The 22,449-nt window shown below is 71.5% G+C and carries 24 protein-coding genes; 10 read left to right on the top strand and 14 right to left on the bottom strand.

Annotated elements, in window-relative coordinates; all coding sequences use genetic code 11:
• Nucleotides 1-3: 3 nt before the first annotated feature.
• Complete coding sequence (locus tag ACFY1U_RS01860; protein ID WP_390692177.1) at nt 4-636, bottom strand: dihydrofolate reductase family protein; 633 nt, start codon at nt 634-636, stop codon at nt 4-6.
• Nucleotides 637-871: 235 nt separating this feature from the next.
• Between ACFY1U_RS01860 and ACFY1U_RS01865 the strand changes: the two genes are divergently transcribed.
• On the top strand, nt 872-1,543 hold the full coding sequence (locus ACFY1U_RS01865; RefSeq protein ID WP_390692178.1) for a hypothetical protein: 672 nt from the start codon (nt 872-874) through the stop codon (nt 1,541-1,543).
• Between the two features lie 5 nt (nt 1,544-1,548).
• Entirely contained in the window at nt 1,549-1,989 is a 441-nt protein-coding gene (locus ACFY1U_RS01870) for a hypothetical protein (RefSeq protein ID WP_390692179.1), read from the top strand.
• Here the strand turns inward: ACFY1U_RS01870 and ACFY1U_RS01875 are convergent.
• Complete coding sequence (locus tag ACFY1U_RS01875; RefSeq protein WP_390692180.1) at nt 1,978-2,457, bottom strand: DUF1992 domain-containing protein; 480 nt, start codon at nt 2,455-2,457, stop codon at nt 1,978-1,980. The two genes, ACFY1U_RS01870 and ACFY1U_RS01875, sit on opposite strands and share 12 nt — an antisense overlap.
• An 81-nt stretch (nt 2,458-2,538) precedes the next feature.
• Between ACFY1U_RS01875 and ACFY1U_RS01880 the strand changes: the two genes are divergently transcribed.
• On the top strand, nt 2,539-2,931 hold the full coding sequence (locus tag ACFY1U_RS01880; RefSeq protein ID WP_390692181.1) for a hypothetical protein: 393 nt from the start codon (nt 2,539-2,541) through the stop codon (nt 2,929-2,931).
• 23 nt (nt 2,932-2,954) lie between these two features.
• Here the strand turns inward: ACFY1U_RS01880 and ACFY1U_RS01885 are convergent, their stop codons facing one another.
• Nucleotides 2,955-3,626, bottom strand: a complete 672-nt coding sequence (locus tag ACFY1U_RS01885) for an O-methyltransferase (protein WP_390692182.1) — start codon at nt 3,624-3,626, stop codon at nt 2,955-2,957.
• Between the two features lie 324 nt (nt 3,627-3,950).
• On the opposite strand from ACFY1U_RS01885, the gene ACFY1U_RS01890 reads away from it, so the two are divergent.
• Nucleotides 3,951-6,017: a bifunctional glycosyltransferase 87/phosphatase PAP2 family protein gene (locus ACFY1U_RS01890; protein ID WP_390692183.1), complete on the top strand. Its 2,067-nt coding sequence runs from the start codon at nt 3,951-3,953 to the stop codon at nt 6,015-6,017.
• Here the strand turns inward: ACFY1U_RS01890 and ACFY1U_RS01895 are convergent.
• Entirely contained in the window at nt 5,999-7,234 is a 1,236-nt protein-coding gene (locus ACFY1U_RS01895) for a cytochrome P450 (RefSeq protein ID WP_390692184.1), read from the bottom strand. The two genes, ACFY1U_RS01890 and ACFY1U_RS01895, sit on opposite strands and share 19 nt — an antisense overlap.
• A 250-nt stretch (nt 7,235-7,484) precedes the next feature.
• Between ACFY1U_RS01895 and ACFY1U_RS01900 the strand changes: the two genes are divergently transcribed.
• Entirely contained in the window at nt 7,485-8,654 is a 1,170-nt protein-coding gene (locus tag ACFY1U_RS01900) for a steroid 3-ketoacyl-CoA thiolase (protein ID WP_390692185.1), read from the top strand.
• Between the two features lie 16 nt (nt 8,655-8,670).
• Here the strand turns inward: ACFY1U_RS01900 and ACFY1U_RS01905 are convergent, their stop codons facing one another.
• Nucleotides 8,671-8,859 (bottom strand): DUF397 domain-containing protein, encoded by a 189-nt coding sequence (locus ACFY1U_RS01905; protein WP_390692186.1) that lies wholly within the window; start codon nt 8,857-8,859, stop codon nt 8,671-8,673.
• Nucleotides 8,840-9,667 carry a helix-turn-helix transcriptional regulator gene (locus tag ACFY1U_RS01910; RefSeq protein ID WP_390692187.1) on the bottom strand — a complete coding sequence of 276 codons (828 nt, stop codon included), beginning with the start codon at nt 9,665-9,667 and terminating at the stop codon, nt 8,840-8,842. The genes ACFY1U_RS01905 and ACFY1U_RS01910 overlap by 20 nt, the downstream gene beginning before the upstream one ends.
• 98 nt (nt 9,668-9,765) lie before the next feature.
• Between ACFY1U_RS01910 and ACFY1U_RS01915 the strand changes: the two genes are divergently transcribed.
• The 3 genes from ACFY1U_RS01915 to ACFY1U_RS01925 all read left to right on the top strand — a co-directional run bounded on the left by ACFY1U_RS01915 (nt 9,766) and on the right by ACFY1U_RS01925 (nt 10,909).
• A complete protein-coding gene (locus tag ACFY1U_RS01915; protein WP_390692188.1) occupies nt 9,766-10,158 on the top strand; it encodes an ATP-binding protein in 393 nt (130 codons plus the stop codon).
• Between the two features lie 117 nt (nt 10,159-10,275).
• On the top strand, nt 10,276-10,755 hold the full coding sequence (locus ACFY1U_RS01920) for a hypothetical protein (RefSeq protein ID WP_390692189.1): 480 nt from the start codon (nt 10,276-10,278) through the stop codon (nt 10,753-10,755).
• Complete coding sequence (locus ACFY1U_RS01925; RefSeq protein ID WP_390692190.1) at nt 10,742-10,909, top strand: hypothetical protein; 168 nt, start codon at nt 10,742-10,744, stop codon at nt 10,907-10,909. Before ACFY1U_RS01920 ends, ACFY1U_RS01925 begins: the two co-directional genes overlap by 14 nt.
• Here ACFY1U_RS01925 and ACFY1U_RS01930 read toward each other — a convergent pair.
• Nucleotides 10,882-13,161 carry an ATP-binding protein gene (locus ACFY1U_RS01930; RefSeq protein ID WP_390692191.1) on the bottom strand — a complete coding sequence of 760 codons (2,280 nt, stop codon included), beginning with the start codon at nt 13,159-13,161 and terminating at the stop codon, nt 10,882-10,884. The two genes, ACFY1U_RS01925 and ACFY1U_RS01930, sit on opposite strands and share 28 nt — an antisense overlap.
• 157 nt (nt 13,162-13,318) lie before the next feature.
• Between ACFY1U_RS01930 and ACFY1U_RS01935 the strand changes: the two genes are divergently transcribed.
• Entirely contained in the window at nt 13,319-14,152 is an 834-nt protein-coding gene (locus ACFY1U_RS01935; RefSeq protein ID WP_390692192.1) for an alpha/beta fold hydrolase, read from the top strand.
• 42 nt (nt 14,153-14,194) lie between these two features.
• Here ACFY1U_RS01935 and ACFY1U_RS01940 read toward each other — a convergent pair whose 3' ends face one another.
• Nucleotides 14,195-14,875: a YoaK family protein gene (locus ACFY1U_RS01940; protein WP_390692193.1), complete on the bottom strand. Its 681-nt coding sequence runs from the start codon at nt 14,873-14,875 to the stop codon at nt 14,195-14,197.
• A 103-nt stretch (nt 14,876-14,978) separates the two neighbouring features.
• Between ACFY1U_RS01940 and ACFY1U_RS01945 the strand changes: the two genes are divergently transcribed.
• Nucleotides 14,979-16,238, top strand: coding sequence for an alpha/beta hydrolase (locus ACFY1U_RS01945; RefSeq protein WP_390692194.1), 1,260 nt, complete (start codon nt 14,979-14,981; stop codon nt 16,236-16,238).
• 15 nt (nt 16,239-16,253) lie between these two features.
• On the opposite strand, the gene ACFY1U_RS01950 is transcribed toward ACFY1U_RS01945, so the two are convergent.
• The 6 genes from ACFY1U_RS01950 to ACFY1U_RS01975 form a co-directional block, all read right to left on the bottom strand.
• On the bottom strand, nt 16,254-16,673 hold the full coding sequence (locus ACFY1U_RS01950) for a transglycosylase SLT domain-containing protein (protein WP_365839917.1): 420 nt from the start codon (nt 16,671-16,673) through the stop codon (nt 16,254-16,256).
• A 319-nt stretch (nt 16,674-16,992) separates the two neighbouring features.
• The gene (locus tag ACFY1U_RS01955; RefSeq protein ID WP_390692195.1) at nt 16,993-17,805 is read right to left on the bottom strand and encodes an ECF transporter S component; all 813 of its coding nucleotides are present in this window, start codon (nt 17,803-17,805) and stop codon (nt 16,993-16,995) included.
• Nucleotides 17,802-19,520 carry an ABC transporter ATP-binding protein gene (locus ACFY1U_RS01960; RefSeq protein ID WP_390692196.1) on the bottom strand — a complete coding sequence of 573 codons (1,719 nt, stop codon included), beginning with the start codon at nt 19,518-19,520 and terminating at the stop codon, nt 17,802-17,804. The genes ACFY1U_RS01955 and ACFY1U_RS01960 overlap by 4 nt, the downstream gene beginning before the upstream one ends.
• A complete protein-coding gene (locus ACFY1U_RS01965) occupies nt 19,517-20,596 on the bottom strand; it encodes an energy-coupling factor transporter transmembrane component T (protein ID WP_390692197.1) in 1,080 nt (359 codons plus the stop codon). The genes ACFY1U_RS01960 and ACFY1U_RS01965 overlap by 4 nt, the downstream gene beginning before the upstream one ends.
• Nucleotides 20,589-21,224, bottom strand: coding sequence for an SCO2322 family protein (locus ACFY1U_RS01970; protein WP_390692198.1), 636 nt, complete (start codon nt 21,222-21,224; stop codon nt 20,589-20,591). The genes ACFY1U_RS01965 and ACFY1U_RS01970 overlap by 8 nt, the downstream gene beginning before the upstream one ends.
• Nucleotides 21,221-22,414 carry a prenyltransferase/squalene oxidase repeat-containing protein gene (locus ACFY1U_RS01975; protein ID WP_390692199.1) on the bottom strand — a complete coding sequence of 398 codons (1,194 nt, stop codon included), beginning with the start codon at nt 22,412-22,414 and terminating at the stop codon, nt 21,221-21,223. The genes ACFY1U_RS01970 and ACFY1U_RS01975 overlap by 4 nt, the downstream gene beginning before the upstream one ends.
• Nucleotides 22,415-22,449: the final 35 nt, after the last annotated feature.

Genomic DNA, 22,449 nt, shown 5'->3' on the forward strand with positions numbered 1-22,449 from the left:
CGGTCATTGTGCGGGGACGGTGTGCGGGGCACGCAACCGAATATGGGTGACCCCCGGCGAGTCCAGGACCTGGGTCTTCTCCCACTCGATGTGCTGGTCGCCCAGGTCGTCGAAGAGCCGGCGGCCCCCGCAGGCGAGGACCGGCACGATGTGCAGGAGGAGCTCGTCCAGCCATCCCGCGCGGATGAACTGCTGCACCAGGTCCGCGCCGCCCGCCAGCGACACGTCCTTGTCCCCGGCCGCTTCCCTGGCCAGCTCCAGCGCCCGCTCCGGGCCCTCGGTGACGAAGTGGAAGGTGGTGCCGCCCTTCTTCACCAGCGCCTCGCGGGCGTGGTGGGTGACGACGTACACCGGCGCGTGGAAGGGCGGCTCCTCACCCCACGGGTCCTCGCCGGTGATGTACATGCCGTGCCCCATCACGACCGCGCCGGGCCGGATGACATGCTCGGCGATCAGATCGTCGTCCGGTCCGGTCTCCCCGCCCCGCATCCCCTGCATCTGCCGGAACGTCCGCAGCCCGTACACCCACGAGTGCAGCCGCTCCCCGCCGATCCCGAGCGGGTGCTCACGCCCCGACTCGGGCCCCGCGATGTACCCGTCGAGCGACATGGCCAGCCGTGCGATGACCTCACCCATGACAACCTCCTCAGCGCGCCTGCGTACCTCTGTACCCCTGCGTCGATCGGCGGCCCGCGGAATCGACACACCGCTCGCATGAATCCGGGGCCCTGGGCCCCGCGCGGTTTCCGGCGGGCATCCCTGCCCCTGGCATGCGGCGACGCCGGGAGCCCTCGTCCGCCGTTTGAGGGGTGGCTGGTGGGCAACCCGGTCGAGGAACCGGCCCGAGGGGCCGACACACCGGAAGGCACCCATGTCCACAGGCATGATCATTGCTCTGATCGTGATCGTGGCGGCCGTGGTCGTTGTCGCGGCCGTCCTCACTTCGCGTGCCCGGGGCGGATACGGCGGCCGGGACCTGAAGCGGCGCTTCGGGCCCGAGTACGACCGGACGCTGGCCCGGCACGACGGAGACACCAAAGCAGCCGAGCGTGAGCTCGCGGAGCGCGTGCAGCGGCACGGATCGCTGCGCGAGCAGCCGCTGGACCCGGCACGGCGCGAGGAGTTCGCGGCCCGCTGGACGGCCGCGCAGGAGCGCTTCGTCGACGCGCCGCGGGAAGCGGTCACCGAGGCGGACCGGCTGCTCGCGGAGCTCGCCGCCCTCCGCGGCTTCCCCGACGACAGCCACTACGAGGAACAGCTCGCCGCCCTCTCCGTCCACCACGCCGACCACGTCCACGGCTACCGGCACGTCCACCGTGTCGCCCGCGTGGGCGTGAGCGGGCAGGACGTCGACCGGGTCGACACGGAGGAGATGCGCGAGGCGATGGTCGAGGCCCGGGCCCTCTTCGAGGACCTGACCGCCCCGCCCCGCCGCACCGAGAAGGCCCCGGCGTCCACCGCCGGCCGCACCAAGGCCCACCGGCACGAGAGCCGCGGCCATCTGCCCTGGGCCCTCAACCGACGTCATGTGAAGGGGAGTTGAGCGACATGACGGACGCGACGACCGGCCCCGCGGCCGAAGGCGCCGAGGCCGAGGACAGGACGAACCGCACCACGGTGACGCCCACCCCGCACGAGGTGACGGAGGAGGCAGGCCAGGGTGAGGCCCGCGAGGGCACCGCTTCCGGTCCGCCCACGGGAACTCCCGGCACCACAGCGCCCACCGGCGGCCGTCTTCTCCCGCAGGACGAGTGCGACAAGCTGGATCTCCGTCTTCGCCAGGCGGTCTCCGGGTTCGTGGACGGCCCCCGGGACTCCGTCGAGGAGGCCGACCATGTGGTCGAGGAGATCGCCGGGCGGTTCACCGAGGCCCTGACCCGGCGTCGCCGCACCCTGCGCATGTCCTGGCAGGACGGCGAGGACACCGAACAACTCCGGCTGGCCCTGCGGGACTACCGCAACCTGGCGGAGCGACTCCTACACGGGTGACCCGTTCGAAGTACCCGAAGTACCCGAAGTACCCGTACCCCTCTCCGCATCCCTCGCATCCCTCGCCGTCGCCCGGCGCTCCCGCCACTCCCGTACGACCTCCTCGACGTCGTACGGCTTCATCCCGAGCGGGGGGCCGGGCGGCGGCTTGAACATCATGTCGCGGATCTTGACGTTGACGTCGGTGACGAGCTTCCGCGCGATCCGCTCCGAGGGCGCCGCATACGCCGCCGCCAGCGCGTCCTCGGCCTCCTTGCGCAGGGCGAGCGTCGGTGGCAGCACGGACAGGCCCTCGCGGGCCATCTTCTGCTTGATCCACCACAGTTCGTCGTACGAGGTGTCGGTACCGGCGGGCAACGGCTTTCCCGCGCCGGGCAGTTGGGCGAACTCGCCGCGCCTTTCGGCATCACGGATCTGTTTGTCGACCCAGGACTCGAACGGCACACCCGGTGGCTTTCGCTCGGTCATGACTCCATTGTGCCGGACGCGGCATGCCCGGGCGATTTATCATGCGGCCGCCGTGTTAGGACACTTCAAGAGGAGCAGCGCGTGCTCGAACTGACCATGGCCACCGTCTCCGGGGCGGAAGAGGGGGCCACGGCCGGCATGCTCATGGCCGACGCACCCAGTGAGCCCGGCGCCGTGCTGCGGGTGGGCCGGGACACCTCCGTGTGCCGCCTTGTGACGCCCGACGACTGGCTGTTCATCTCCCGGGTCCACCTGGAGTTCCTGTGCGGCCCCGAGGGGACCTGGCAGCTGACCTGGCTGCGCGGCTCACAGCCCGACCCGTCCTCCGAGGTCCGGCTGATCGTCGGGGAGTACGCGCAGCCGCTCGCCTACGGCGGGACCGTGGCGCTGCCCAGAGGCGGCAGCGGCGAGGTCGTCGTCCAGGACCGCACCGCCCCGCGCAGCGTCAACGTCGGCTTCTACCACGAGTTCTGACCCCATAGCCCGGGCCGTGAGGGCTACGCCAGCACGCGCGCCAGTGCCAAGCCGTCGTAGCCCTTGCCGCCCACCGTCTGGATCGCCGTGCCGCTCAGCCGCGGGTGCGAGCCGATCAGCTCGACGGCGGCGCGGCTGCCCAGCACGTCGGGCGACTTGCTGTCCGCGTCGGCGACCCGGCCGCCGCGTACGACGTTGTCCACGACGATCAGGCTGCCCGCGCTGGTGAGTCTGAGGGCCCACTCCACGTAGTGCGGGTTGTTGACCTTGTCGGCGTCGATGAAGACCAGGTCGAAGGGGGGCGGGTTCTCGTCGGCCAGCTTGGGCAGCGACTCCAGGGCGGGCCCGACCCGCACCTCGACGATCCGCTCGAGACCCGCCCGCGCGATGTTGCGGCAGGCGACCTCGGCGTGCTTGGCGCTGTACTCGAGCGAGATCAGCCGGCCGTCCTCGGGCAGCGCGCGGGCCAGCCAGATGGTGCTGTAGCCGCCGAGGGTGCCGATCTCCAGGATGCTGCGGGCGCCCTGGATCTGGGCGAGGAGCTGCAGGAACTTGCCCTGGAGCGGGGTGACCGCGATCTGCGGGAGCTCGGCGGCGTCGCTGTCGCGGAGGGCCGCTTCGAGCGCTTCGTCGTTCCGTGAGAGGTGGGTGGTGAAGTACTCGTCCACGTCGTCCCAGAGCTGCGACTCGCTCATTCGCTGTGCCTTCCGTGTGACTGTTTAGCGCTTCTAACTAGCTGCCCTAATGAATATAGCCGCGGGCCGCTGCCCCGTCAGGGAGATCATGGCGGCCGGGTTCAGCTGATCGGTGGAGGCGCGTGCGCAGCCGGTCCTCGTGGATCGCCTGCTGGAACGGGGTGCCCGCGGCCGACTCGGCCGGCGGGCCCGACCTCGCTTTGACCCGTCCGCCGCCATTCCCCGAAGTCTGCGTGCCGCCGTGGACGGGGCTTCACCCGGTACGGGGGCCGTGGCGGTTCCGGCGGCGACCCCATATCGGGCGCACTATGGTCATCCCGACAAATGGAGCGAAAGCATCAGGTGAACGTGGAGCACAGCGGGCGACCGGCGGAAACCTTCGAAGCGACAGCCGTCGATGGAGCTCCCAGACGCCTGCATGTGGTCCGCCTCGGCCTGTGGCTCGTCGCGGCCGTGCTCGCCGTACGCCAGGTGGCCGTCGTCCGCAGTACCCCCAGGACCGAACGGCTGACGGATCTGGAGACCTGGGTCGGCCCCCACGGCGTCCTGCATGTGAAGGGATCGCTGTACGACTCGACGCGGTTCACCGGCACACCGTTCGGCGGGCTGGTCCTCAAGCCCCTCACCCGGGCAGCCGAACAGGCCCTCGGCTGGGGCTGGACCTTCGGCACACTGCTGCTGGTGGTCGCGCTCGGCCTGATCGCGGCCCGTGCGCTGCCGCAGCCGGCGAGCCGCCGGACCTCCCTGCTCGCCGCGCCGCTCGCGATCAGCCTGCTGATGCTGTCCCTGCCGGTGCGCAACACGCTGTGGCTCGGACAGACCAGCATCATCCCGGTCCTGCTGGTGCTGCTCGGCTGCTTCGTCGTCCGGGGCGAGCGCGCCGGTGGTCTGCTGATCGGGCTCGCGGCCGCCCTCCAGCCGACCGTGCTGCTCTTCGCCCCGCTGCTGTGGTTCACCGGGCGCCGCCGCGCCGCGGCCTCCACCGGGCTCACGTTCGCCGCCTGCACGGTGCTGGCGTGGGCCGCGATGCCGCACGACTCGTCGACCTACTGGGTGCACCACATCGCCGGCGCCGGCCTCGGCGGCAGGGCCGACGACCTCGCCAACCAGTCCCTGCACGGCGCGCTGCTGCGGCTCGGACTCTCGGGCCCTGTGGAGATCGTCCTGTTCTTCGCGCTGGGCACGGCGGTCGCCGTACTCGGGGTGCGCCGCGCGGTGCGCTACGCGCGCGACGGACAACTGCTCCTCGCGGTCGCCGTCACCGGCTGCGCGGCGATCGCGGCGTCGCCGACCGCCTGGCAGCACCAGCTGCTGTGGGTGCTGCTCGCGGTGGTCGGACGGGTCGGCAAGCGGGCCTCCGACCGGTATGTGTGGCCGGTCGCCGTCATCCTGGTGATGACGCTGCCGGCGGACATGCTGCTGCCGCACCTGGAGCCGCTGTACCCGCTGCAGGACAACAGGGTGCTGGTCGCCGCTCTCGCCGCGGCCACCTTCGTGCCGTTCCTGTCCCGCACCTCGCCGTACTACCGGTCCCCGGTCCCGACCGAGTACGCCGCCCCGGTCCCGTCCCGCTTCCGGCAGGTGCCCGTCGTCCCGTTCCTGCGCCGGGTCCTCACCCGCCCGAACCTGCTCCTCGAACTCCTCCTGACGCGCGTCACCTACGCCGCCTACCAGCAGATCCGGGTCGGGGTGACCGCCGACCGGGCCACCGCGGAACACCACGGGCACCAGATCCACCGGATCGAGCAGTGGCTGTCCGTGGACTTCGAGCACCGGGTCAACCACGCCGTGGTGAAGGTCGGCTGGCTGCGCGGTTTCCTCGACTACTACTACGTGTCGTTCCACTTCGCCGTCCCGCTGGCCATCCTCGCCGTGCTCTATGTGTGGCGCCCCGCGGGCTACCGCTGGGCGCGCTCGGCGCTGGGCCTGGCCACCCTGTTCGGGCTGATCGGCTTCTGGCTGTACCCGCTGGCGCCGCCGCGCCTGATGCCGGGGCTCGGGTTCATCGACACCGTGCACGGCGTCCAGGACTTCTCCAAGCCGAACTACGGCACGCTGACCGAGTTCACCAACCAGTACGCGGCCATGCCGTCCCTGCACTTCGCGTGGGCGCTGTGGTGCGGCATCGTGATCGTGATCCTGGCGCCGTGGTGGATGAAGCCCGCGGGGGTGCTGCATCCGCTGTTCACGCTGTTCTCGATCATCGCGACCGGCAATCACTGGTTCCTGGACGCGGTCGGCGGTGCCACCGTGGTCGGGGCCGGCTTCGGGCTGCAGTACCTGCTGTCGGGTCCGCGGGCGGCCACCCGGGCAGGGACGGGCCGGCGGCGCCGGGAGGCCGCCGGCCCGAGACCGTTGTCAGCCGGACACGGTCAACGGACCTCGACCTGAAGGTGCTTCACTCCGTTGATCCACGCCGAGCGCAGCCGGGACGGGTCGCCGGCCAGGGTGAGGCCCGGCAGGGCGTCGGCGATCGCGTTGAAGATCAGGTCGATCTCCAGGACGGCCAGGGACTTGCCCAGGCAGTAGTGCGGGCCTCCGCCGCCGAACCCGAGATGGGGGTTGGGGTCGCGCAGGATGTCGAAGGCGTCGGGGTCGGTGAAGACCTCCGGGTCGTGGTTGGCGGAGGCGTAGAAGATCCCGACCCGATCCCCCTTCTTTATCGACTTCCCGCCCAGTTCGGTGTCCTGAGTGGCCGTCCGCTGGAAGGAGTTGACCGGGGTCGCCCAGCGCACGATCTCCTCGGCCGCCGTCTCGGGGCGCTCCCGCTTGTACAGCTCCCACTGCTCGGGATGGGTCAGGAACGCGTGCATCCCGTGGGTGATGGCGTTACGGGTCGTCTCGTTGCCCGCGACGGCCAGCATCAGTACGAAGAAGCCGAACTCGTCGGAGTTGAGGTTGCCCTCGTCCTCGGCAGCCACGAGCGTGGTCACGATGTCCTTCGCCGGGCACTGCTTCCGGTCGGCGGCCATGTTCATGGCGTAGGCGATCAGCTCGGTGGCCGACTCGGCGCCGACCTCCTCGGTGATCGCGTACTCCGGGTCGTCGTACGAGATCATCTTGTTGGACCAGTCGAAGATCTTGGCCCGGTCGTCCTGCGGGATGCCGATGAGCTCGGCGATCGCCTGCAGGGGCAGTTCGCAGGCGACCTCGGTGACGAAGTCGAAGGAGCCGGTCTGTGCGCGGGCGCTCTGCGCGATGGTGTGGGCGCGCTCGCGCAGCCGGTCCTCCAGCGCCCGTATGGCACGCGGGGTGAAGACGCGCTGCACGATCTGGCGGACCCGGGTGTGTTCCGGCGGGTCCATGTTGAGCAGGATCAGCCGCTGGGCGTCGATGGCGTCGCGTTCGATGTGCTCGTTGAAGCGGATGATCGCCGTGTTGAGGTACGAGGAGAACAGCTCCGGGTGGGTGGAGACGTACTTGACGTCCGCGTGCCGGGTGACGGCCCAGTACCCCTCGTCCTGGAAGCCGGCGATGTTGCCCGACTGCGGGATCCAGCGGACCGGTTCGGCCCGCCGCAGCTCGGCGAACTCCGGCAGGGGCACACGGTGGTGCAGCAGGTCGGGGTCGGTGAAGTCGAACCCGTCGGGGAGGGCTGGACAGGGCATGGGCGACTCCGGCTCGAAATTCTGACGGACCATCAGGTTTCAGGTTTGCCGTGAAGGTAGTAACGGGTTCTACAAGAGGCAAGAGGTGCGGCAAGCCGAATTGGGGCCGTATTGCATGCAAGACTCTTGCGGTTGTGGAGGCGCTGTCAGCAGACTGCTGCCAGAACTAGAACACGTACTAGTTCAGCGTGGCGGGGCCGGCCGGGACGCCCCCGCGCCGCGCGGGTACCGGAGGAGAGGATCCCCCACCATGGCCGCGGAACCCGTGATCGTCGAAGCCGTACGCACCCCCATCGGCAAGCGCGGCGGCGCGCTCGCCAACCTCCACCCCGCCTACCTCCTGGGCGAGACCTACCGTGAACTCCTCGGCCGCACCGGCATGCCCGCCGACGCGGTCGAACAGATCGTCGGCGGCACGGTGACGCACGCCGGCGAGCAGTCCATGAACCCCGCGCGCACAGCCTGGCTGACCATGGGCCTGCCCTACGAGACGGCGGCGACGACGGTCGACTGCCAGTGCGGCTCCTCGCAGCAGGCCTCGCACATGGTGGCCAACATGGTCGCCGCGGGCGTGATCGACGTCGGCATCTCGTGCGGTGTCGAGGCGATGTCGCGGGTGCCGCTGGGCTCGGGTTCGAAGCACGGCCCCGGAAAGCCGTTTCCCGACGAGTGGAACGTGGATCTGCCGAACCAGTTCGAGGCGGCGGAGCGGATCGCGCGCCATCGCGGCCTGACACGCGAGAACGTCGACTCACTGGGCCTGATCTCGCAGGAGCGGGCCGCCGCGGCCTGGGCCGAGGAGCGCTTCAAGCGCGAGACGTTCGCGGTCCAGGTGCCGACCACGGAGCAGGAACAGCGCGCCGGACAGGGCATGTGGCGGCTCGTCGACCGGGACGAGGGCCTGCGTGACACGACCATGGAGGCGCTCGCGGGCCTGAAGCCGGTCATGCCGACGGCCATCCACACGGCGGGCAACTCCTCGCAGATCAGCGACGGCGCGGCGGCGATCATGTGGGCCTCCAAGCGGATGGCCCGCGCGCTGAAGCTGAAGCCGCGGGCGCGGATCGTGGCCCAGGCGCTGGTGGGCGCCGACCCGCACTTCCACCTCGACGGACCGATCGACGCGACGCGGGCGGTGCTGGGCAAGGCGGGCATGTCCCTGAGGGACATCGACGTCGTCGAGATCAACGAGGCGTTCGCGTCGGTGGTGTTGAGCTGGGCGCAGGTCTTCGAGCAGGACCTGGAGAAGGTCAACGTCAACGGCGGCGCGATCGCGCTAGGGCATCCGGTGGGAGCCACCGGCGCTCGGCTCATCACCACGGCGCTTCATGAACTGGAGCGGACGGACAAGGAGTTCGCGCTCATCACCATGTGTGCGGGGGGTGGGCTGGCGACCGGGACGATCATCCAGCGCCTGTAGGTGTAAGTGGGTGCGGTCAGACCTCAGGCGTAGTGCCGCTCCAGGCGACGAAACGGCGGAACGCGTCGGGCCGGAGGGTCAGTACCGGCCCGGCGGGGTTCTTGGAGTCGCGGATGGCGATGGTGGCGCGGGGGGATTCGGCGACTTCGACGCAATCGCCGCCCTGGTCGCTGCTGTAGCTGGACTTACGCCAGTTGCTCTCCATAGCGGTCCTCCATCACGCGCCGGATCAATTCCGCCGAGTCCTTGAGGGATAGAGCGGCGGCCCGGAGATGATCGTAACGGAGTGAACAGTCCTTGACGTTGGTCGGATCCGCGGCCGGATGCCCGCTGCCGTACCCCTCGGTGTAGACGATGGTCGGATCGCTCGCGAAGCGGTAGAGGTTGAACGAGCCTGTCAGCCCCGCGTGGGCTCCCGCCGAGAACGGCAGCACCTGGACGTTGATCCGAGGGTTGTCCTCGAAGCTCAACAGATGGCCCAGTTGGTCGCGCATGGTCTCGGGGCCGCCGATCTCCTGGTACAGCGCGGCCTCGCTGATGACCATCCAGAAGACCGGCGGCTCGTTCTTCTCGAAGATGCGCTGGCGTGCCAGCCGTACCGCGGTGCGGTCGTCGAGGTTGGTCCGGTCGAGCGTGCCGAGGGTGGCCCGTGCGTACGCATGGGTCTGCAGGAGACCGTGGATCATGCCCATCTGAAAGGTGCAGATCTCTGTCGCGCGCGCCTCAAGCTCGGCCACCTGCCTGAACCAACCCGGCAGTTGACTCCGCATCACCAGCTCGACGAGCCGCGACAACGCCCCGCCCGTCCCCAGCGCCGCGTCCGCCCGCTCGCTGAAGTCCTGTGTCGGCAGTTTTCTCGCCGTCTCGATCTGGCCGATCATCGAGCCCGTGTAGTTGACGATGTCCCCGAGCTGCCGCTGCGTCAGCCCTGCGGCATCGCGATAGCGACGCAACTCGTAGCCGTAGTAATCGAGCGGCGAGGCGCCCGGGTCGAGGGTGTTGATCTGGGTCATGTGTACGGCCCCCTGCTTGTGCAACAACTCCGCCCACTGCGGGACTGGTTGTGCTCGTACCGTAGCCCAGAGTAGTCGCGCAAGGTCAAGCTCGTCCTGTGAATCAATTCATTCCCCCCACCTACCGCATGAGCCTCACCGTCGGCGCCCACTCGGCCCGCCACATCCGCCGTATCGTCCGCTCGCTGCTCGACGAGTGGGGGCTGACAGAGCTGACCGACGCCGTGGAGCTCGGCGTGACCGAGCTGGTCGCCAATGTCGTACGGCATGTTCCGGGTCGGCGCTGTGTGCTGCTGGTGTTGCGGTCGGCGGCCGGAGTCAGGGTGGAGGTGGCGGACGGATGTCCTCAACTGCCGTGCATTCCGGCCGAGTTGTCGCCGGAGGCGGAGGGCGGCCGCGGGCTCGTGCTGCTCGACGCCGTGGTCGACAAATGGGGCGTGGGTCCGGCGGCCGGCGGTGGCAAGACGGTGTGGTTCGAGTGCGTGAGATGAGGTGGTGGGACCGTGGACGGGGTGAAGAGGGGCCTGTGCGCGGCGGCGCTGAGTCTCGCGGACCGATGAGTTTCCCTCGCGGCCGCCGTCTGCCTCTGTGAGAAGGAGGTGTTCGCGATGGACGCGACGGCACGGCAGGAAGCCCTGAAGCGGCTGGACGTCCTGGTCGGGGAGTGGGTGGTGGAGGCCGAGTTCCCGGGGCTGGAGGTGCCGCCCGGGCGCTGTGTGTTCGAGTGGAGTCTGGACGCGCAGTTCCTGGTCCAGCGCTCCGAGGCCCCCCGTCCCGTTCCGGACAGCATGTCGGTCATCGCCGTCGACCCGGAGACGGGCGGGTACACGCAGCACTACTTCGACTCGCGGGGAGTCGTACGGACGTATGCCATGGCCTTCGACGGCGAGGTCTGGCAGCTGCTGCGCGAGTCGCCCGACTTCTCGCCGCTGAGCTTTCGGCAGCGGTTCGTCGGGCGGATCGGTGACGACGGCGACACCATCCGCGGCGCCTGGGAGAAGCGGACGGACGCATCGGCCGACTGGGAGCTGGACTTCCCGCTCTCGTACCGCAGGAGCAGCGCGGGAGCCGTCGATGAACCGCGGTGAGACCGCCCGCGTGGCCGTCGACGCCGGTCAGGGGGTGCACATGTCCGCGGTCGCCGCGCGCGCGGAGGGAGAGGGCCTCGCGCACGGGCTGGACGTCTTCTCCCGGCGTTCCGTACCGCAGCCGGATCATCGGGTGGCGGTCGACCTGGGGTGACGGGTGGTGTCGGCCGGGCGGGTCCGCTCGATCGCGGCCGCCGTCTCCGCGGCGGAGGCCGTGTCGCCGAGCGCGGTGTACAGGGCGTGGGCCCGGGTGTAGTGGGTGTGGGCCTCCGCCGGGTCGCCGCCGTGTTCCAGGGCGGCGGCCAGGCCGGAGAGGACGCGGGCCTGGAGGTGGTCGATGCCCTTGTGGGTGGCGGGGACGGTGACGGCCCGGTAGGCCTCGGCGGCTTCGGGCCAGCGGCGCAGGGCGAGCAGGTCCAGGGCCGTCTCGTGCTGGAGGATGGCCCGCATGTAGTTGTCGAGGTCGGGCACGTCACCGGCCCGGGCGCCGAGCAGGGCGCGGTGGATGGCCAGGGCCTCCTCCGGGCGGCCGGCCTCGCGCAGTGCGCTGCCGCGGGCGCGCTGGGCGACCGCCTTCCCGGTGGTGTCGCCGGTGGCCTCGAAGAGCCGTACGGCGTTCTCGGCCGCCTGCTCCGCCTCCGCGGGGCGTTTCAGGCTCATGCGGGCCCCGGTGAGGTAGGCCCACGCCCAGGCCTGCTGCCCGACGTCGCCGGCCTCGGTCGCCAGCGCCAGGGCGCGTTCGGCGAGTTGCTCGGCCTGCTCGTACTGGTAGCTGAACGAGTGTGCCCAGGCGAGACAGTTGAACTGGTGGGCCTCGGCCGCCCGGTCCCCGAGCGCCGCCGCGCTCCGGGCGCCGTACGAGAACAGGCTCTGCCACTCGGGCCACTGGTCCCAGCGGTCGGAGAACCAGTACAGGGTGCGTGAGGTGTGGAGGATCTCCCGGTGCCGGCCCGCCTCGAACATGAGGGGCAACGCGCCGACCCAGTGGGGCCGTTCGGCCGTCAGCCACGCCTCCGCCTCGTCGGCCGACGCGGGCGCGAAGGCCGGGACCTCACCGGGCCACGGCTCAGGCGCACCCGGCGCCTCGAACCAGCGGCCCGCCGCGGACGCCGAGCGCAGCAGCCAGTCCGCCATGCGGAGGCCCACCGACTGTGTCTCCTCCTCGTCGAGTTGCTCACGGGCGAAGAGGCGCACCAGGTCGTGCAGGCCGTACCGGCCCGGCGCCGGCTCCTCCAGCAGGCCGCGGTCGACCAGGACGTCGAGGGAGTCCTCGGTCGTCCACGCGTCCTCGCCGGTCAGGACGGCCGCGAGACCGGGGCCGGTGTGGGGCCCGGGCAGCAGCGCGAGCCGGCGCAACAGCATCCGGTGGGGGCCGGTGAGCTGGCCGTAGGAGAGAGCGAGGGCGCTGCGCACGGCGAGGTCGCCCGCGACCAGGCCGCTCAACCGCCGTTCCTCGTCGCCGAGTTGGTCGGCCAGCCGGGACGGGGTCCAGCCGGGGCGGCTGGAGAGGCGGTTGCCGACGATCCGCAGGGCCAGCGGCAGATGCCCGCACAGTTCGGTCAGCCGGGCGATCGCCTCGGACTGGCCGTCGGTGCGCGGGGCGCCGAGGATGCGCTCCAGCAGCGTCGCCGACTCCCGGCCGCTGAGTCCGCCGAGCCTGATGCGCCGTACGCCTTCCAGTCCGGCCAGCGGCCGTCTGCTGGTGACCAGCACGAAGCTGCCCTCGGTGTCCGGCAGCAGCGGTCTGGTCCGTTCCTCGTCGGCCGCGTCGTCGAGGACGATCAGCGCTCGGCGGGAGGCCAGGGTGGCCCGGTAGACGGCCTCCCGGGCGGCCGGTTCCACCGGGATCCGGTCGGGCGGGTGCCCGAGCGCCGTCAGCACCAGGACCAGTGCCTCGGTGGCGGGCAGCGGTGCCTCGCTCATGCCGTGCAGCCGCACACAGACGCAGCCGTCCGGGAAGTGCCCGGCCAGCCGCCGCACGGCCTCCGCGGCAAGCGTCGTCTTGCCCTGTCCGCCCGGCCCGAAGAGCACCGCGGCCCGGGAGGCGGCGGTGGTGGCGAGTGCCTCCAGTTCGGCCAGTTCCCGCTCGCGGCCGGTGAAGTCGGCGACGGTGCGCAGGAGATAGGGCGGTGTGGTCGGGCCGCCGCGTCCGCGGCCGGCGTCCGCCAGCCGCTGCAGGCGCTCGCGCTGTCCGCCGTCCAGTTCGAGGGCGGCGGCGAGCGCGTCGACGGTACGGCGCTGCGGTCCGCGGCTGCGGCCGCGCTCCAGGTCGCCGAGCGCGCGGACGCTCACCCCGGACGCCTCGGACAGCCCTTCCAGGGTCAGCCGGGCGGCCCGGCGCAGGGAGCGCAGCGTGACGCCGAAAGCCGTACCGCTCTGGGAAACATCCGGATCATGTCTGGTCATCACGGCAATTAGAACAAGCATCCACCGGCCGGGGGCCGGAATGCCGGACACCGTTTGGCCGACCGTACTTCCGCCTGTGCTTCTGCCTGGTGACCATGCATCACCGGTGGTGTGCTGGTGGCCGTTGGCAACGTGCCGCCCATGGAAGGGGAACCGCATGCCGTACATCACCGTCGGCCAGGAGAACAGCGCGCCCATCGAGCTCTACTACGAGGACCACGGCACCGGGCAGCCGGTCGTGCTCATCCACGGCTACCCGCTCGACGGCCACTCCTGGGAGCGGCAGGTGCCCGCCCTGCTGGAGGCCGGCCACCGGGTCATCACCTACGACCGGCGCGGCTTCGGCCGCTCCTCGCAGCCGACCACGGGCTACGACTACGACACCTTCGCCGCCGACCTGGACAAGGTGCTGACCACGCTGGACCTGACGGACGCCGTCCTGGTCGGCTTCTCGATGGGCACCGGCGAGGTGGGCCGCTACCTGGGCACCTACGGTTCGGGCCGGGTGGCGAAGGCCGCCTTCCTGGCGTCGCTCGAGCCCTTCCTGCTCAAGACCGACGACAACCCCACCGGCGTCGACCAGCAGGTCTTCGACGGCATCCTGGACGCGGTCACCAAGGACCGGTACGCCTACTTCACCGCGTTCTACCAGGACTTCTACAACCTGGACGAGACGCTCGGCAGCCGTATCAGCGAGGAGGCGGTGCGCAACAGCTGGAACGTGGCGGCCGGGTCGTCGGCGCACGCCTCGGTGGCCTGCGTGCCGACCTGGATCACCGACTTCCGCGCGGACGTGGCGAAGGTCGACGTGCCGACGCTGATCCTGCACGGCACCGGCGACCGCATCCTGCCGATCGACTCGACCGGACGGCCCTTCCGCGCCCTGCTGCCCTCCGCCGAGTACGTGGAGATCGAGGGTGCCCCGCACGGCCTGCTGTGGACCCACGCCGAGGAGGTCAACACCGCGCTGCTGGCCTTCCTCGGCAAGTGAGCGGCAAGTCAGCGGCACGTAAGCGGTAAGGGGGCGCCGGGGTCACTCCCGCCCCGACGCCACCACCGCGAACGCACCCGCCGTCACCGCCGCGACCAGCAGCGGAATGCCCAGACCGTGGTGGAGCACCAGCCAGGCGCCGAGGCAGGCACCGGCGGCCATCGCGACGACCGCCGCCGAACGGCGCGGCGAACGGCGGCCCGAGCCGCCGCCGGCCCGGGAGTCGGCGGCCAGACCCGTCAGCGTCATCGTCAGGACGGTCGTCGTGGCGAGGCCGGGGACGTCGAGCTTGCGGACCGTCGCGTTGCGCAGCCCCATCGCGACGGCCGTGAGCCCGATCACGGCGTAACGGGTGGCGGTGGCGTGCGGGGCGGCGAACGCGGCCGCGGCGGCCCCGCCCACCAGCATCGTCTCGGCGGCGAGCGTGAGCCGCGCCCAGGTGCGCTTCGGACCGTCGCCCAGCCGCCGCGTGACCCGCCCTCCGGCCACCGCGCCGAGCAGGAAGCAGACCAGCGAGGTCGCGGTGTGCGGTACGGAGAACCCGGGCGCTCCGGCGGCGGCGAAGCCCAGCACCACCACGTTGCCGGTCATGTTCGCCGTGAAGACGTGCCCGAGCCCCAGATAACTGACGGCGTCGATCAGCCCGCTGACCACGGTCAGCCCCAACAGCACGAACACCAGGCGCAGTCCGCGCGCCCCGGGTTCGCTCTCGCTCACGCTCATCAACTCTCCGGGTGGCTGGACGGGCAGGGTGCACTCAAGTCCACCACGGACGCGGGGGCCACTCGGATGCCGACATCCGACGCGTGTCCGTAGCGTCGACGCCATGACCGATCAGATGCGCAAATCCTATGAAACACCGGCCAGTTGGCGGACCCGGAGGGCTCTGGCCGCCGCGGCCGCCCTGTTGCTCGCGGGGCTCGCGGCGGCGCCCGTGGCCACCGCCGCCGAGCAGACGCACCCCGGGACGCGACGCGGAGACCTGGTCGCCGTCACCCCGGTCGCCGACCACGACGCCGGGCAGGTCAGGAAGTTCGTGACCGACAGGGGCGTCGCCGCCGACCCCGTGCGATACGGCGTACGGGCGTACCGGCTGACCTACCGGACGGTGGACCCGTACGGCAGGCCGACGACCGCGACCGGTCTGCTGACCCTCCCCAAGGGTGGCGCCCACCGGCTCGACCTGGTGTCCGACACCCACGGCACGATGGTCAAGCGCAGCTACGCGCCCTCCGCGAGCGAGGACTTCGGCCGCATCCCCTCGTATCTGAACGCGGGCGCCGGGCGTGCGGTGGCCGCCCCCGACTACCTGGGCCTGGGGGAGGGCCCGGGCCCGCACCCCTACATGGACACCCGCTCCTCCGTCACCGCCTCCGTCGACATGCTGCGCGCGGCCCGCACGGCGGCGCAGCGCCTGGGCCGGCCGCTCACCGGTGACGTCTACGCGACCGGGTTCTCACAGGGCGGCCAGGTCGCGATGGCGCTGGGCAAGGCGCTGGAGCAGGGCGCCGACGGAAACTTCCGGCTGAAGGCCATCGCGCCGATCAGCGGCCCGTACGACCTGGAGGGCCAGGAACTCCCCGCGCTGTTCGACGGTCGGGTCAACGACACCAGCGGGGTGCTCTACATCTCGTACTGGCTGGTCGCGCAGAACCGCCTCCACCCGATCTACAAGGACCCGGCGGAGGTCTTCCGCGCCCCGTACGCGAGCCGCGTCGAGGGCCTCTACGACGGAAACCACGAGGAGGACGACGTCGTCAAGGGCCTCGCCCCCACGGTGAAGGACCTGCTCACGCCCGCCTTCCAGGAGCGGCTGCGACACCTGTCGGGCGGGCTGCTGGAGGCGACGCGCGCCGCCGACCACACCTGCGACTGGAAGCCGGACGTGCCGGTGCGGCTGTACGCCGGTGCCAACGACACCGACGTGCCCATCGGCAACGCCCGCTCATGCGCCCGCACCCTCGCCGGTCAGGGAACGACGAGGGTGCGGGTGGTCGATCAGGGAGCCGTGGACCACTTCGGCTCCTTCGCCGTGTCGGCTCCGCAGGTGGTGCGGTTCTTCGACGGCGTACGGGCTCGGGGCTGAGCCGGGTGGGGCGGCTCAGTACCAGTTGTGGGCCTGCCAGAACGACCAGGCGGCGGCCGGGCTGCCGTAGCGGGAGTTCATGTAGTCCAGGCCCCACTTGATCTGGGTCCTGGGGTTGGTCTTCCAGTCCGAGCCGGCGCTGGCCATCTTCGAGCCCGGGAGGGCCTGGACCAGGCCGTAGGCGCCGGAGGAGGAGTTGGTGGCGGTGACGTTCCAGCCACTCTCACGCTCGACGATCTTGCTGAAGGCGTTGTACTGCGCCGCGTTCGGGATCATCTGGTGCGCGATCGCCTGAGCACTGGCGGCCGAGTTGGCGGTCGCGGCGTGAGCGGGGGCCGCGGTCAGCGCCATGCCGGCGGTGGCGGCGGCCACGGCGGCGGAGGCGAGGGCCTTCTTCGGGGACGCGATGCGGCGGGCGATGCGGGAGACGAACACGAGGAACCTTTTCCTTCGGGGACAGGGAGTCGCACGCAGTCCCGGAGTTCCGGGAGACCCGGAGGAACCGGGGGGCATGCGTCGGCGCCGTGGCCCTGTGGGCACATCGGCGCCGTGCGACGTCATCCAGAGAAGCAGGCTCGGAGGGGGTCCGCAATGACCGTATTTGCTAGTTGTGGTCGTATATGGGTGAGGCGATGCTCGTGTGATCTGGCTCTCAAAGTGCAGGTCAGAGGCTGTTATGGCGTGAACATGGCGTCCGATTTGTACTACTAGGGCGGATAGTGAGTGATGTGGGTCATGTGGGGTGCTTCACCGGTCAGCGGGGGTCGAAAGTGACGGCGGTCTCGAACGCCGCCCGGCGGGTGGCTCTGCGTAGTGCCCTGAGCACGGCCGGGCCGAGCGTGAGCGTCAGGACGACAGTGACGACCGCCCGGCCCAGGTCCCAGCCCAGCGAGGTGGCCGCGCAGTACGCGAGGAAACGGACCAGGTTGGCGGGGACGGCGGCCTGCGGGTCGAAGGCGATGCCCGAGGCGAGCGCGCCCATGAAGGGCCAGCCGGCCAGGTTCATGATCGTGCCGTAGGCGAAGGCGGCGAGGAAGCCGTAGCCGGCGAGGAGGGCGAGCTCGCCACGGCCGCGCAGACGGTCGGGCCCCGGGAGCAGCCCGGCCCCCATCGTGAACCAGCCCATCGCCAGCATCTGGAACGGCATCCACGGTCCCACCCCGCCCGTGAGCAGCGCGGACGCGAACATGGTGAGCGAGCCGAGGGTGAAGCCGAAGCCCGGGCCGAGCACACGTCCGCTCAGCACCATCAGGAAGAACATCGGCTCGATGCCCGCGGTCCCCGCGCCGAGCGGACGCAGGGCCGCGCCGGTCGCCGCGAGCACCCCGAGCATCGCGACCGCCTTGGGGCCGAGCCCGGACTCCGCGATGGTCGCGGCCACGACGGCGACCAGCAGCACCAGCAGGCCCGCGAAGAGCCAGGGGGCGTCCTGGGCGTGGGCGCCGAGCTGTGAGCCGGGCGGGGCGAGGAAGGGCCAGCCGAAGGCGGCCACGCCCACGGCGCTGACGAGGCCGAGCGCGGTGAGGGAGCGTGGGCCGAGGCGGATGGGGCGGGCCTGCGGTGTCATCCCAGGGCCTCCCTTACCTGCGCGACCGTCAGCCACTGCTGCGGGGCGAGGATCTTGGTGACCTGCGGCGCGAAGGACGGGGACGAGACGACGACCTCGGCCGTCGGTCCGTCGGCGATCACCTCGCCGTCGGCGAGCAGGACGACTCGGTGGGCGAGCTCGGCGGCCAGTTCGACGTCGTGCGTGGCCAGGACGATCGCGTGTCCTTCGGCTGCCAGGTCGCGCAGCAGGGTGACGAGGCGGGCCTTCGCCGCGTAGTCCAGGCCGCGGGTGGGTTCGTCGAGGAGGAGCAGGGGTGGGCGGGCGGTGAGGACCACGGCCAGGGCGAGGGTGAGGCGCTGGCCCTCGGAGAGGTCGCGGGGATGGGTGTCGTCGGGGACCTCGGCGATGTCGGGGAGGAGTTGCGAGAGGAGAGTGCGGCAGGTGCCGGGGGTGGCTTGGGCGTCGCGGTCGGCTGCGGTGCACTCCGCTGCGACCGTGTCGGCGTAGAGGAGGTCGCGGGGTTCCTGGGGGACGAGGCCTACGTGGCGGATGAGGGTGGGGGGCGGTGTGCGGTGGGGGGTGAGGCCGCCGACGCTCACTGAACCCGTGGTGGGTTCGGTCAGGCCTACGAGGGTGTTGAGGAGGGTGGATTTGCCGGCGCCGTTGCGGCCCATGAGGGCGAGGGTTTCGCCGGGGGTGAGGGTCAGGTCTATGTGGCGGAGGGCTTGGATGTTTGCCCGGCGGACGGATAGGGCGTGGACTTCCGCAGGAAGGTTGGGAGTTCGTTCGGGCTGAGCCTTCTTACGTCGGCGCAGCCAGGTGGCGGTTGCTGTGGGGGTGGGTTTGCTTGCCAGCGCTTGCGGGGTGCCGCCTCTCTTTGGGCCGGGAGCCGCCCCAGCGGCACGACTGCCCGCAGGCGGCGCGAGTTGGTCGCGCAGCGTTCCCGCCCGGCGGCGTGCATCCCGCACCGTCAGTGGGAGGGGGGACCAAGCTGCCAGGCGGCCCAGGGCCACCACCGGCGGATATACCGGTGATACGGCCATCATGTCGGCCGGAGGGCCGAGTTGTACGGGGGCTCCTGGAGCAGGTAGCAGGGCGACCTGATCCGCGTACTGGATGACCCGTTCCAGGCGGTGTTCTGCCATCAGGACTGTGGTGCCCAGGTCGTGGACGAGGCGTTGGAGGACCGCCAGGACCTCTTCCGCCGCCGCCGGGTCGAGGGCCGAAGTCGGTTCGTCCAGGACCAGGACCTGGGGGTGCGGGGTGAGGACCGAGCCGATGGCGACGCGTTGCTGCTGGCCGCCGGAGAGGGTGGCGATGGGGCGGTTGCGGAGGTCGGCCAGGCCGAGGAGGTCGAGGGTCTCCTCGACGCGGCGGCGCATCACGTCGGGCGCGAGGCCCAACGACTCCATTCCGTAGGCGAGTTCGTCCTCGACGGTGTCCGTCACGAAGTGGGACAGCGGGTCCTGGCCCACCGTGCCCACCACGTCGGCGAGTTCGCGCGGCTTGTGCGTACGGGTGTCGCGGCCCGCCACCGTGACCCGCCCCCGCAGGGTGCCGCCCGTGAAGTGCGGGACGAGACCGCTCACCGCGCCGAGGATCGTCGATTTCCCGACTCCCGACGGACCGACCAGGAGGACGAGTTCACCTTCCGGGACCTCGAAGTCCACACCCCGGACCGTGGGTTCGGCCGCCCCCTCGTACGTCACGGAGACATCCTCGAAGCGGATCACGACGGCTCCTTCGGGGCGGTGAGGGCGGGCAGGAGAGCGAGGAGTACGGCCGCCGCCGGCCACAGGGGGAGGGTGGGGGCGACGAGCGGGACGACCCCGGGGTGCAGGGCCGCCGGGTCGGCGTCGGCGGCCAGGGTGAGCAGCGCGGCGACCGCGGCGCCGGAGGCGGTGACCAGCCAGGCGCGGAGGTCCCAGCGGTCGGGCCGGTACCGGGTGCGCAGGCTGCGCCGGCCGCCCAGCCGCAGACCGGCCAGGGCCGCGGCGACCCCGGCGAGCAACAGGGGCAGGCCGTACGTGCCGCCTTCGGCGGTGAGCAGCCCGTACGTGCCCGCGCAGACGCCGAGGAGGCCACCCAGGGTGAGGGCGGCGGTGGTGCGGCGGACGGCGGGCGGGACCTCGGCGGTGCGTCCGTAGCCGCGGGCGTCCATCGCGGCGGCGAGGGCGACCGAACGCTCCAACGCGCCCTCCAGGACGGGGAGTCCGACCTGCAGCAGGCCGCGGATGCCGCTGTCCGGGCGGCCGCGCAGACGGCGGGCCGCGCGCAGCCGCTGGACGTCGGCGATGAGGTTCGGGGCGAAGGTGAGGGCGACCACCACCGCGACGCCGGTCTCGTACAGGGCGCCCGGCAGGGACTTGAGGAGACGGGACGGGTTGGCGAGGGCGTTCGCGGCGCCCACGCAGATGAGGAGCGTGGCCAGCTTCAGGCCGTCGTAGAGGGCGAAGAGGAGCGACTCGGCGGTGACTCTGCCGCCCAGGCGGATGCCCTGCGCCCAGTGGGGGAGCGGGAGTTCGGGGAGGGTGGCGATCACATGGGTGCCGGGGATGGGGGAGCCGAGCGCCACCGCGAAGACGAGGCGGATGAGGAGGACGGCGAGGGCGAGTTTGAGGAAGGCGGAGTAGGAGTGGGAAGCGGGGGTTCGGGGGCGGCAGGTGGCTACGACATAGGCGGACGCCGCGATGAGGAGGGCGAGGAGGAGGGGGTTGGTGGTGCGGGTGGCTGCGGTGCCCAGACCCAGGGACCAGAGCCACCAGGCTCCGGGGTGGAGCTGTGCGGGGTGGGCGGCGCGGCTACGCATGCCTGCGGCGCCGTGTCTGCCATACCGCTGCCGTGCCCAGCGCGGCCACGGCTGCTGCTCCCACGAACAGCCCGACCGAAGGCCCCGCGCCCCTCTCTCCCTTCTTCTCGGCAGCCGTCGGCTTCTTCCCCGCCGAGACCTGCTCCCCGCACCCCTTCTCCGGATATCCGGCGATGGCGCACAGGAGGGCGTTCGTGTCGTAGCGCAGCGGCTTCGCCACCGCCGCCAGCGCATCAGCCGTCGTGCCGTCGGCGGGCACCCGTGCGCAGACCGTGCGACGGGCCGGCGGAGTCTCCCCGGACGGTGCGTCGGCCGCCGTACCGAAGTCGAGGACCAGCGCCACGCGCTTCTTGCCCTCCTGTGCGGGCGTCCGCGCGCAGATCACCGGGAACGACACCGGCCCGCGGGGCTTCGCCGCATCGCCCGAGTCCTCGCTCACCGAGAAGCGGAAGCCCTGGACGGCGCCGTCCGAGGGGCGGGCGGTGGCGGGGCCCTGGGTGGCGTACGTCCAGTGACCGGCGTCGTACTCCCAGAAGGACCAGTAGCGGTAACCGGCGGCCTGCGCCTGACCGCTGCCGGTCAGGGTCAGGAACAGCGCGGCCAGGAGCGGGACGAAGCGGCCTATCACGGCTGCGCCTTCTTCTTGCGGCCGCTGATCAGGAAGCCGACGCCGATGCCGCCGACGAGGCCGACGCCGATCATCCACCAGACGCTGACGCCGGAGTCGTCCCTGTGTGCTGCCTTGTGCCGGTGCTTGGCGGGCGCGGGGCCGGTCGCGTCGAGGAGCTTGACCAGGTCCTGGCCGCCGAAGTCGTGGACGTCGAAGGTCTCCGCGTGCGCCGCGAGGATCAGCTGCGCATACGCGGCCGGTCCGGCCTGCTTCGCCCATGCCCCGGAGTTGGTCTCCAGCCAGCGCATCGCGTCGGCAGCCTTGTCGCCGTGGCCCGCGGTGGCGAGGGCGAGGACCGCGTCGGCCGTGTTGCCGTAGTCGGGCTGGGGCTTGGCGCCGGGCAGCGCCGAGGTCAGGTGCTTGTCCTTGGCCAGGGCCTTGACGAGGTACGCGGCACCGTTCTGCGCCGCCTGCTCGCGGCCGGTGGCCTTCTCGCAGGTCGGAGTGGTGCCAGTGGGTTTCGGGGAGTCCCCGGCCAGCCCCTTGCCGAGTGCGCCCACGACCGCAGCCGCGCTCGCGTCCGCGTTGGCGGACAGCTTGCCCTTCTTGTCCGGCTGGAAGGCGAAGGCGCCCGAGCCGTCCCCGTCGCAGGGGAGGGCGAGCCTCAGCAGGGCGTCGTAAGGGGACTTGCCGTCCTTGACGACCTGCTCCGGCTTCTCGCCCACGGCGGTCAGCGCGCCGATGACGACGGACGTCGAGTTCGCGTCACTCGCCCCGCCCGGGGCGTAGCCCCAGCCCCCGTCCTTGTTCTGCACGGACTTCAGCCAGGAGACCGCCCTGCCGGTGACGCTCTCGTGTTCGCCGAGCGCGGCGAGGGCCTGCACGGCGGCGCCCGTACTGTTCGTGTCCACCATGAGCTTCGCGTCACAGGCCTTGGCCGTGTCCGCGCGGTACGGCGCGAACGCCCCGTTCGCACACTGCTGTCCCGCCAGCCAGTCCACCGCCTTCGCCGCCGGCCTCACCCCCACGGTGTCCTGCGCGAGCAGGGCCAGCGACTGGCGCCAGACGCCGTCGTACTTCGGGTCGGACGTGCCGTACAGCCCGTCGGGCAGGGACGGCGAGGGGGACGCGGCGAAGGCGGGGACGGCTGCGCCCAGGACGACGGTGGTGGCGGCCAGTACCGCGGCGCTGCGGCGGACGACGTTCATGATCGGCGGGTGCCTCTCCCTGCGGGAGCGGGCAG

The organism is Streptomyces sp. NPDC001351 (assembly GCF_042896045.1).
GTDB lineage: Bacteria > Actinomycetota > Actinomycetes > Streptomycetales > Streptomycetaceae > Streptomyces.